Raw genomic sequence first — 11990 nt, 5'->3', positions numbered from 1 at the left:
TTTCATTAAGCTGCGCTATCATGTGGCCGTTCAAGTTCCAAGAGCATGTTGTTAAGCACCGTTGCTAGTCGCTGCTTGGGCAGCAAAGTTACTTGAGTGCTACGTGCAGTGGTGTATATCGCATTCGCATTTTGGCTGTGTCTAAAAGCAAGGTGTTGAATACTGGCTTTAATATCACTGAGAATGAGATCAGCCTGCATAGGCGAAATATCCGGCATTAAAATGGCAAAACGATCACCAGCATAACGACAAGCTAAATCCTGCTGCCGTAAGTTCATAATTACCAACTGCGCAATGTCATGCAGATATCTATCGCCTTCGGTATATCCATGCTTCTGATTAAAAACAGAGAAATTATTAATGTCGATAATGGCTAAAACGGCTGTTTTACCGGAGCGCTGCTGCTTGTGAATTTGTGCTTTCCAATACTCTGCTCGATAAAGTTGCGTAATGGGGTCAATGGCGTCGTGATCGCGAAAATCCCACTCCCTGCGCCGCAATTGCAAATTTAAGGCGCGCTGCTCTAGGTGCCATTGATAAAGCGCCGTAGTCATCACCACCATCCCCACGACTGCTGGATAAGATTCAATCATACTTATCCAATAAGCTTCATCTGTGTAATGGAAAAACTCATCTAAAAAGTCCAGGCTGACGGAAAACAAAAATAAACCTAGTCCTATTGTCAAAAGGCTAGTTACTGTTCCAGGAGGACGACTGGCAAGGGCTGCAAGGATCCATGCCAGGGTTAAAAAAACGATGCTTCCCTCCCCCAAAATATCTAGGTTTGATATCACAGCGCTTTCTTTCACATCACCGAATATCGAAGCTAAGCAAACTGCCAGCGTCACTACGCTCGCAGTAAATACCAGCCAAACCTTGTGATGTCTAAATTGTGTTGCATTTGAAAAGGTAAACATAATGCTCTCTTTGGCAATATCTCGTGGTGAATTACCTCACGCACCAACTCTGTGTGCGAAAGCGTTCAAAATAGGACGAGAGTCTTGCCCAATTCTGCTGAAACTGTCGAGGGTCAGTTTGGCTCACCAATGTGACATCTTGATGGCAAAGTCCTCAGATAACGATAGAAAACAATAATAAAACCAAATAATTCAGAAGGTTAATTCAGGGTCATTTTAGCTCAACAAACTAAAAACTTGTCTCGATTTCGTTTAACGAGACTCCCCTTCCATCACATCGTCATATAACTGTCACGCAGGCTTTCTAGTGTACTTACTCACTTACTTAACACGCTCTTGACTGCTTAATTGATTGGAAAATAAATGAAAATTAAAACCGCGTACTCATCTCTTACCCTTGCTTGTATCACAGCATTGGGTCTCGCCGTGGCTTCACCCGTTGCAGCTGCCGATGGCGTCATTATCGGCTCTGTAAAAGACGCAGCGAAGACACGCAGCTATGCCGGTGCACAAATAAAAATTGTCGAATTAGGAATAAGCACAGAAGCAGGCAGAGACGGTACGTTTCGCTTTCCGTCTATTCCCGAGGGTACTTACACACTAGAGGTTTCTTACCTGGGTGAACAAACCGTTACTCAAGATATCCAGGTGACAGATAACGGCATCGCCCGTGCTGCTGTTGAGCTTGGCAGCGGCGACACGATTGACGAAATACTAGTACGCGGACAACGAAGCGGACAAGCAAGTGCAATCAATCAGCAAAGAGCATCAGACCGCATTTCTTCTATTGTATCGGCTGATGCCATTGGACAATTTCCAGACCAAAATGCCGCAGAATCGTTGCAACGCTTACCCGGTTTATCTATCGAACGAGATCAAGGTGAAGGTCGTTTCGTTGGGATCCGTGGTATCGACCCTAACCTGAATAACGTGACCATCAACGGCTTAAATATCCCATCACCTGAGTCGGGTGTACGTTCAGTGGCACTAGACGTAATTCCATCTGAGCTTATTCAAACCTTAGAAGTTTCTAAATCAGTAACCCCAGATATGGACGGCGACGCTATTGGTGGCTCGGTAGCCGTTAAAAGTGTAAGTGCGTTTGATAAAGCGCGTGATACCGCGAGCGTGACGGTACAAGCAAGTCAAAACGACTTACGTGATGAAACCAGCCCTAAGCTTTCTGGCACTTTCACTAAAAAACTGTCATCAGAATGGGGGGTAGCTGGCGCTATCTCGTATTTTGACAGAGACTTTGGTTCAGACAACGTAGAAAGTAACGGCGAAGATGAACTTGAACAGCGTCATTACACCATCACCCGTAAGCGTTTAGGTAGTGCATTAAATATTGATTTTCGCCCCGATTTTAATAACCAGTATTTTCTTCGCACCCTCTACAGCGAGTTTTCTGACGATGAATTTCGCCAGGGCAACATATTTACGTTTGATGGCGAGGACTCGGAGATAGAAAGAGAAAGTAAAGACCGTTTTGAAAGTCAAAGTATATTCACTGTGGCCTTAGGTGGTGAACATCAATTAAAAACTTGGACAGCCAACTGGCAACTTGGTTATGCGAAATCTGATGAAGATGAACCTGATGCCCTGTATTACGTCTTTAAAACTGAAAATGACAGTATTGACGCAGACCTAAACACAATGCGCCCTACTGTTTCACAAAACGCTGATGCCATGGACTTATCAACTTACGAGGTAGATGAAATCAGCTTTGAAGACAACTACACCAAAGACACCGAAACCAGTATTAAATTCGATGTAGCACGCCCTCTTAATCTTGGTGGTTATATTGGCGAAATAAAAATGGGTTCTAAATACCGCAGCCGAGAAAAAGACCGAGACAGCAGCATTACGATTTTCGACGGTGAATTTGACGAGCTAGATGCTTCTCAGTTTGGCGCTGCAAGTCCAGACTATTCACTCGATGACTTTGGCCTAGGGCTTAATCGAGGTGAAATGCGTGATTACTTCAACGATAACCGCGGTAGCCTAGAATTAGACAGCCTAAATTCTGAAGTAGAGTCTCGCGGTGCTACTTATGTAAATGAAGAAGATATTTTTGCCGCCTACGTTATGGGTAGCGTAGACATTGATCAACTTCACTTAGTTGCGGGTGTTCGCTATGAGCGCACTGACTTTTCTACATCTGGTATGCGCGTAGAGCTAGTAGAAAACGAAGAAACCGATGTTGAAGAAGTGGTTAATACACCATGGGAAGCGGAACGTGACTATGACCACTGGTTACCCAGCATAAACGCCAGATATACATTTTCAGATAAACTTCAGCTTCGCGCCGCTTATACGCAAACTATTTCAAGACCTAAATTTGAAGACGTAGCCGCGTTCCAAATCATCGAGAGCACAACAGAAGAAGACGATGGCGTATTTGTCACTGAACGCGAAGCCGAAGTTGGCAACCCTGAGCTTCAGCCTTATGAAGCACAAAACCTCGACTTATCGATTGAATACTACCCAGGCGATATTGGCGTAATGTCAGCTGGACTGTTCTACAAGAATATCGACAACTTTGTTGTTTACGCTGATGTAGCGGGTACCGCAGGCTGGGAAGGTTTTGAAGAAGTTATACAGCCAATAAATGGTGACTCTGCCGATTTGAGGGGCTTAGAACTTTCATGGGTAAAAGCTTTCAATAACGGCTTCATTGTTTCTGCCAACGCAACTTTTACCGACTCAGAAGCGACCACTTTTTTAGACGGCGAAAAATTTGAAACTCAATTACCGAACCAGTCAGACCGCATTGGAAACTTAACCATTGGATACGAAGCCAATGACTTCAGCGTACGTTTAGCTACCACCTATAAGAGTGACAATTTCGAAGAAATTGATGGCGACATGTTGAGATTCGAAGACGATCACGTTCAGGTTGATTTCATGGCACGCTACTACATTAACAACAGTATGCAGGTGTATTTCAACGGCATAAACTTAGGTGACGAACCCTTCTACAACTATTTCGATACGCGAAACCAGAACGCACAGTATGAAGAATATGGTCGTACCTTTGAGCTTGGCTTCACTTGGCAGCTTAACTAATTACGATTATCGATAAGCAGTCTACTAAAAAGGGTGAGGCCAATATGTCTTTGGCCTCCCAATTCAGTTCTCTAGGCCATGCCTTTACTCGTTCGGTAGGCCATGTACTTACACTCAAAAAGTTTCAGGACAATAAGAATAATGACCAAACAGCGCCACATACAACAACCTTTTAACACTAAAGTTAAAGCAGCCGCGATTTCAACCACATGTTTAGCTTTATTTAGTTGCGCAGCTGCTAATAACGCAAATAGCAACACAGCGAATATTGGGACGGGTGATAGCCAACAGTTTAAAAAAACCGATGTCCAAGAATTAGTATTACCGCTTACAAAACTCGAAAACGGTTTCAGCCTTACACTTTCTTACAAAAACAACGTTAGCAAAGACACCCATGCTAATACCCAACAGCTTACTTACGCAGACATCAATGCAAACAACACCAAGGGCACCCAACCTAAAATAAAGAAAAGCACTAACGAAGACACCCACTTTATCCATATCAACGTGAATGAATACAAGGGTGTCTCGTTAAGCAATTCGGCGGGAAAGGAGACGTTCATTGAGGGAAATTACAGCGTTGTGAATGCTGAAGTTTCATTGCAAAAAACGCAGCAATGGGTGTCTTTGGTAATATTTAACAACGACACTCAACACATAGAAGTGTATAAAGTCGCGCCACAATCCCTTGAAGTTCAACAGCAAGTTAATCAGCTAACTAGAGGCTCTGAAGCTATTTGCGCTGGAACAACGAGTGATGGCGAACTGCAAATTATCAATATTGATGCCACTCACACACTGAATCAGTATGAAGTTTACAACGGAAGCTTTTTATCTCTTCGTGACTTTGCGATAGGGCCGGGCATTAAAAGCTGCGCCCTAAATACAGATACTGAAACCTTATATCTAGCCGACGAATATGCCGGTGTGTGGCAGCTAGATACCAATATGGAGAGTGAGCTAGCAAAAGACCTCATCTTCCATGAGCGAGATGTCGCTATTGAAGGTGTAGCCTTCCTACCCCCAATGCCCCCAATCTCAATACGAGATAACGTGGGTGTCTCTGCTAGGGCTATTGAAGGTGTAGCCACCCTCCCCTCAATTCACCCAATCTCAATAAAAGATAACGTGGGTGTCTCTGCTAGAGCTCTACCCTCAATATCGAAGCAAGATAGCATGGGTGTCTCTGCTTGGGTTAGCCCAGATGCCAGCGGTGTATGGTTACAAACCCCATGCCTGACGCGATTTGTCTCGCTTATTTATAGTGTAGGAGATGACAACTCAGCGCCTGCAGTAAACAATGCTGACGGTAAGACTACCTTTATTAAGCCCGAATACGTCCATTTGTCGCTAAATGGCAAAAAAAGAAACATTTCTCTTATCGTTGATGATGACGAATCAGGTGACTTTTTTTACACGGAGCTATCACCGACATTAAGCGATGCTTTACTCAACGGTCAGTGCGATTCTGGCCAGGCGGAAGCTAGTACCCAATACATCCACACAAAAACCACCAATACAAAAGGTAGCCGCGCAGAAGCGGCAAACTCGAAAAGTGAACACGGGATTGTCAACGTTACCGCCGAAGTAGAAACCGACCCGGTAGAAAATTATGGTGATGCTGCAGACGACCCAGCCATTTGGGTTAATTTGTTCTCACCGAAACAAAGTCGCGTTATCGGTACAGACAAAAAAGGGGCACTTAATAGCTATGACTTATCAGGTAAGCTTTTGCAAAGCTTACCTATTGGCAGAGTAAATAACGTTGACGTGGGTTACGGTGTTACTGTTAAACAAATCCAAGCTCGCAAAAGCGACGCGTCGACGATTGATATTGCCGTAGCATCAAATCGTTCAAACAACAGCTTATCAGTATTTGAGATTGATAAACGTGGAGACATGGCTCACATCGGTGATATTAGCACTACGCTTGGTGATATCTACGGCTTGTGTATGTTTGTAACCGGAGGCATAGCCCAAGTATTTGCAAACGATACCAGCGGACGCTTTGAACGATATGACGTGTCTATTACTACAGCGAAAAATGTTGAAGGGCGCTTAACACAGTCATTTTCGCTACCTTCTCAACCTGAAGGGTGCGTGGTAAATATTAATACAAACACAGCATACCTAGGTGAAGAAGGTGCTGGGATCTGGGCCTTGGATGTGAGTAACAACAATGAAGAGCCTCGCTTTATAGCTGAAATAGCCTCGCCTGTTGAAGCAGATATCGAAGGGCTGGCTCTTTTCGATGTTGACGGCCAAACCTATCTGATTGCCTCTAGCCAAGGCAATAATAGTTACGCTATTTATCAAACTCTCAACAACTCCCCTTACAAGCTTAACTTTATTGGACTCATTGAAATCATTGCCGACAAGGTACGGCAAATAGACGGCGCATCGGAAACAGACGGGCTTGATGTAACCAACGCAAACCTTGACGGAAGGTTCTCAGATGGACTTTGGGTGGTTCAGGATGGACGAAACGTCATGCCTAGCCAAACTCAAAACTTCAAGTTAGTGACTGGCACGTCACTAAAAGAAGCAATAACAGAACTAGTCGACGGAGATCATTAGACTCACGTAGTTGCGTAACAAATAACGCTTATAGCTGCGGAAACTAAAAGAGGCGTTAAATGGTAAACGCCTCTTTTTCCGATAATACAGCATCTTTTTATAGAAGTGCCTTTGAAGCAACAGCAATAAGGCCGCAACTATAGAAAGATAGTGCGCCTTAAAAACAACTAGCCCGCTCGCTGATAGCCATCGTTTAATTGAACGTCAATGGCACGAAGCACAGCCGTTCGGTTAATAGAGCCTAAAAGCACACCATCATCATCGACAACCGGGTAAACCCGCGGCTTCTCTTTAAGCAGCAATTGCGCTAGCTCTATCACCGACATATAGGGCTTAACCGAAACCACCGGCGTTTTCATTATTTCGCCTACCCTACAAATCTGCTCGCGATAATAGCTAGATGCAATCATTTGAGCGATACAATCTTGTTCCGATAAAAAGCCCACCACTTTTCCCTTTGCATCAAGCACAGGTCCACCACTTTGCCCACTGGCTAACAGCGCTTCGACAGCCTGCGCAACGGGCATATCGACATTAAGTTTGACTGGGTGAGTATTCATATAATCACTGACTTGCAACGATTCCATTTTCGATTCTCCAGCCGTGGCGCCTAATGTGACCGATACTGCGACTTATTGGGCGTTACGGCACTTCAATTATTTTTAACCACGTGTGAAAGCAATTTCCCCCACACTTAAAGATTAGACGCTTCATTGAATACAAGCCAGCGCATTTAACATTAAAATAACATGCACCGCTAAGTATTTAGTCTTTATAAATAGCCACGGTTACTTCACCATGCACGTCGATACTTGCACGGTACATACCCGCTGAATTAAATGGCATCGCGATGTTTCCTTTCCCGTCAATGGCTATTACCCCACCATCGCCACCAGCTTTCACTAACACGTCGTTAATCACTGTATTAGCAGCGTCTTTCAACGTTAGCCCTTGATAATTCATTCGCGCACAGATATCTGCAGCCACATTGTATCGAATGAAATATTCACCATGACCGGTAGCTGATACGGCGCAGCTAGCATTGTCAGCATAAGTGCCGGCTCCAATAACAGGTGAATCGCCGATGCGTCCATATCGTTTAGCCGTCATTCCACCTGTTGATGTACCGGCAACAATGTTGCCCCAACCATCCAATACCACGGCCCCTACCGTTCCAAAGCGCTCGTTCCCCTGCTGCAAACCGTAGCCGTTTGAAGCCTGCTCCATACGGGCTTTCGCTTTATCTAACGCTTGCTTGCGAAACTCGGTATCAAAAAGTGAGTTGTCTACTTGCTCAAGACCGTTTTCTTTAGCGTATTCTTCAGCGCCTGGGCCAGAAAGCATGACATGCGGGGACTCGTCCATCACGAGTAGTGCCGCTTCTATTGGGCTTCGAATTGTCTTAACACCGGCAACAGCACCGGCGTTTTTTGTTCCACCATGCATGATAGACGCATCGAGCTCATGCTCACCGTCAAACGTATACACTGCGCCAATACCGGCGTTAAACAAAGGTGAACTTTCAAGAATTTTAATCGTTTCTACTACCGCGACTTCACCTTTGGCACCGTCTTGCAGCAAGCCATAGCCGTGCTGTACCGCCTGCGTTAGCACTTTTTTATAAGCCGCCTCTTTTTCAGGCGTCATCGAAGATCTCAAAATAGTGCCCGCTCCGCCATGGATGGCGATGGCTACCTGTGGGCTCTCTCGGTGTGATTTAGCTGCTAGTACAGTAGCGCTTGTAAACAATGCGCACAAAGTGCTAATTGCGCAAAGCGTGTATCGAGCTCTATTGGACTGACGGGAAATTCGGAATAGTTTCAAACGGTTGACTCCTTTGAAAGTTATAAAACACCGCTTATTTTTGTGATGAATGAAATCAACATAAACAAGTAACGTTAATATTGCATTCTTAACAATTTAAGATGACACACTAAATGACGATAATCTAGGCTATGTCGAGAAGTTCTATAAAAGCACTTCTGGCTGATTTAAATATTGTTTTAGGCGGCGGGAGCGAAAAGCCAACCGGTTACAAAGTCAATTAAGAAATTCTTTGTTTCAAAATTGGGCACAAAACCAACAGCGTTTGGTATTAAAATTGTCGCGGTGTACACTGCGTGCAAGATTTTATAGATAAGCAATGGTGGTTATGCACGCACCTACATTTTTGTGGCACGATTTTGAAACATTTGGCACCAGTCCGCAAAAAGATCTCCCTTGCCAATTTGCCGCCGTAAGAACAGATATGAATTTAAATGTTGTTGGAAAGCCCATCAACATTATGAGCGCCATTGCTAATGATTATCTCCCTCATCCTGAAGCGTGCCTGGTTACCGGCATTACGCCACAGCAAACCATAAGAGATGGGTCGAACGAGGCGGACTTTGCTGCGCGAATTTACCAAGAGATGTCTACACCAAATACCTGTAGCGTTGGGTTTAACAGCATTCGATTCGACGATGAAGTGTCGCGCTATTTATTCTACCGTAATTTTTACGACCCTTATTCACGGGAGTGGCGAAATGGCAATAGTCGCTGGGATATTATTGATGTAGCAAGAGCCTGCTACGCGCTTAGGCCAGAAGGGATTAGCTGGCCAGAACGAGATGATGGTACACCCAGCTTTAAACTCGAATCGCTTACTGCTGCAAATAACATTGGGCATGAAAATGCGCACGATGCCCTAAGCGATGTTTATGCGACGATTGCGCTGGCAAAGCTGATTAAAGAAAAGCAGCCTCGATTATTTGAGTATGCGCTCTCGCTTCGCAATAAACATACGGTTATGCAGCAAATTGATGTGAGCAAACCTTCGGTACTTTTACATATCTCGTCTAAACTACCAGCGTCCCAGGGGTGTTGCACATGGGTAATGCCAATCGCAAAGCACCCAACCAATTCGAATGCATTTATAGCGATAGATTTATCCCATGATATAAACAGCTTGGTAAACGACTCAGTAGAAGAGATCAGACAGGCACTTTACGCGCCAGCGGATACATATTCAGATGCAAAAGAGCGACCTGGCCTTAAACTCATCCACATTAATCGCTCACCGTTTATTACTACAGCAAAAGCAATGACTGAGGACAATGCCGCTAGATTAGGTCTTGATAGAGAGCGCTGCCTCGACAATTATAAAACACTCGCAAACATCAAGAATCTCGCTGCTAAGCTTGTGGATGTGTACGACGAAGAGCGCGACAGTACAGAGCATGACATTGACCATGCCTTGTATAGCGGTGGTTTTTTAAATGACGAAGATAGGCGCTGGTGCGAGCGAGTTATTAATGCCGAGCCTGATGACCTTGCCACCTTAAGCGATGAAACTCAGCATGAAGGTTTGCGCAAACAGCTGTTTCGTTACCGTGCACGAAACTACCCTAATACGCTAACCGCAGATGAGATGACCAAGTGGCAGTATCATCGTCAGGCTCGCTTAACAGACCCCGCGTTTGGCGGCTCAATCACCTTAGAAAACTATATGATGAGACTAGAAGCGTTAGCCCACGAGCACAGCGATAATCCTGACAAACAGGCCATACTGCGAGCACTGTATCAATATGCTAAAAACCTTTGACGGAGGTTTTATAACATCATAAATTAATGATAGTTGAACTAGGGCGGTGAGGGATAAAACGTAGTCAAGGAATTGATGACTTCCGCCGATAATAACAATACACGTGCGCAAGGGAATAAGTAGTCATGAATGGCGTTACAATAAGCTTCGACAAATCAAGAACCTATATAAACATTATGCTAAACCCATCTGAATTTACTTCAGAGGTTGATATTCGCGAAGTTAGACAGCAATTGGAAAGTGGCGAAACCAAGCGCCTTTATGTGTCAGAAAAGGCATTGAAATCAGCTTGCGAGACGGCCAACCATTACTTCAAAACAGGCGATGGTACTGTGGTTCAAGAGCGTATTGGAGAACGTAAAAATGCCGAAGTTGAATTTCGGCTGCCTGAAGACGGCATGACTGCAAACTTAGTTCTCACTACCCCCTATGGCGGTAAACTCCCTTCCCTTGCAACGGTTAAATCGTTAGCGGTCAAAAATAGAGTGGTTCGAGGTGTAAGTACTAAAAAAATAGACGCCATGCTCAAAGAGGCTAGAAATGTAGCGCCTGGCACTGTTTTAGAGGAAACTATTGCCAAAGGGCTTCCTGCTCGAGATGGAAAAAACTCCAAATTTGTTCCACTAGTCCCAAACGCACTTGAACGAATACTTAGACCGCAAACGAACGAAGGTGAACGGGTTGACATGCGCAACTTAGGCGAAGTGATATGCGTTAAAATAAACACGCCTGTTCTGCGCCGCACTCCGCCTACCAAAGGCCGTTCTGGCTTTGACGTAAAAGGAAATACCATTTCAGCCGTTGAAGGTGAATGGGTAGACTTTAAAATGGGGACAGGAACGGTTGTCTCTGATAGCGACGCAAACTTACTAATGTCGTCAATTTCTGGAATGCCTAAATACCGCGACCAAGTTATGAATATTGACGACACTTTTATCTGTAACGGTGTCAACGTTGGTACAGGGCACGTAAACTATGAGGGCGCAGTATTAGTTAATGGCGATGTCACCGAGAAAATGCAGATAAAAGCGGCAGGTGACGTTACTATCAACGGTTTTGTAGAGTCTGCTTATATCGAGTCTGGCGGTGACATTATTATCACCGAAGGCGCGATGGGCAAGGTCAACGATAAGCAAGGTGATTTTCAGTGTAAATTAGTGGCCGCAGGGAGTATTCACGTACAACATGGTCAAGGCATCGACATACAGTGCGCTGGAAATATTACTGTTGGTAGACAGCTTGCGTACAGTCGTCTGCGTTGCGGTGGGGCTGTAATTGTGGGGCAAATAGATAAGCCTATGGGCAACCTATTTGCCTGTGACATTATCAGTCAAGATAGAGTTGAAGCTGGAACCCTCGGCGCTGTTTCTGGAAGTACGTTGAAAGTTGATTTCAGTCCTGGTTTTAATCAACTACTAGAGCGCAAAGATTCCCTTGATGAGTTGCTAAGGCAAATTCGCGAAAATAACTTAAAACACAAAGAAAAAATCGACCTTATTCAAGGTAAAAAAATCCCTAAAGAGCTACAGCGAAAAGCAGCAGAAGCCCTTGAGCTATTTAACAATGAAAGTGCGCTGCTGGAATGGTTGGAGAATAAAGCTAACGACGTTAAAGCAGCGAAAGAAAACTATCAGGCCGACGTTAAGCTTATAGCCAATAAAAGGCTCTACCCAGGTGTTTCTGCCAAGTTAAATAATAGAAACTGGCGCTCTGAGCGAGAGTACGATCGCGCTCAAATCCACTACGACTCGCACCAATGGCACTATGAGCCAATAATATAAGGGGTGCCAAGGCTTGCGAAGCCTAATTTTTCAGGCTTCGCCTCACTTATTATGAACCAAGCC

The 11990-nt window shown here is 44.6% G+C and carries 7 protein-coding genes; 4 read left to right on the top strand and 3 right to left on the bottom strand.

Features of this window, described 5'->3' with window-relative positions:
* Positions 1 to 5: 5 nt before the first annotated feature.
* Positions 6 to 917: a GGDEF domain-containing protein gene (locus V7R55_RS05610; RefSeq protein WP_334058100.1), complete on the bottom strand. Its 912-nt coding sequence runs from the start codon at positions 915 to 917 to the stop codon at positions 6 to 8.
* A gap of 363 nt (positions 918 to 1280) precedes the next feature.
* On the opposite strand from V7R55_RS05610, the gene V7R55_RS05605 reads away from it, so the two are divergent.
* Entirely contained in the window at positions 1281 to 3986 is a 2706-nt protein-coding gene (locus tag V7R55_RS05605) for a TonB-dependent receptor (RefSeq protein WP_334058098.1), read from the top strand.
* A 141-nt stretch (positions 3987 to 4127) separates the two neighbouring features.
* Positions 4128 to 6563 (top strand): phytase, encoded by a 2436-nt coding sequence (locus tag V7R55_RS05600; RefSeq protein WP_334058096.1) that lies wholly within the window; start codon positions 4128 to 4130, stop codon positions 6561 to 6563.
* Between the two features lie 167 nt (positions 6564 to 6730).
* Here V7R55_RS05600 and V7R55_RS05595 read toward each other — a convergent pair whose 3' ends face one another.
* Both V7R55_RS05595 and V7R55_RS05590 read right to left on the bottom strand, forming a co-directional pair.
* Complete coding sequence (locus tag V7R55_RS05595; protein WP_334058094.1) at positions 6731 to 7150, bottom strand: CBS domain-containing protein; 420 nt, start codon at positions 7148 to 7150, stop codon at positions 6731 to 6733.
* Between the two features lie 178 nt (positions 7151 to 7328).
* Positions 7329 to 8387: an isoaspartyl peptidase/L-asparaginase family protein gene (locus V7R55_RS05590; RefSeq protein WP_334058092.1), complete on the bottom strand. Its 1059-nt coding sequence runs from the start codon at positions 8385 to 8387 to the stop codon at positions 7329 to 7331.
* Between the two features lie 328 nt (positions 8388 to 8715).
* Between V7R55_RS05590 and sbcB the strand changes: the two genes are divergently transcribed.
* Together sbcB and V7R55_RS05580 are read left to right on the top strand one after the other, a co-directional pair.
* Positions 8716 to 10146, top strand: a complete 1431-nt coding sequence (gene sbcB, locus V7R55_RS05585) for an exodeoxyribonuclease I (RefSeq protein WP_334058090.1) — start codon at positions 8716 to 8718, stop codon at positions 10144 to 10146.
* A gap of 125 nt (positions 10147 to 10271) precedes the next feature.
* Positions 10272 to 11927 (top strand): FapA family protein, encoded by a 1656-nt coding sequence (locus tag V7R55_RS05580; RefSeq protein WP_334058088.1) that lies wholly within the window; start codon positions 10272 to 10274, stop codon positions 11925 to 11927.
* The last annotated feature ends 63 nt before the right edge of the window (positions 11928 to 11990 follow it).

This window comes from Alteromonas sp. S005, assembly GCF_036864475.1.
In the GTDB taxonomy this organism is placed as follows: Bacteria; Pseudomonadota; Gammaproteobacteria; order Enterobacterales; family Alteromonadaceae; genus Alteromonas.
Note: the sequence above shows the minus strand (reverse complement) of the source record. Positions and strands in the feature narration are given on the sequence as shown.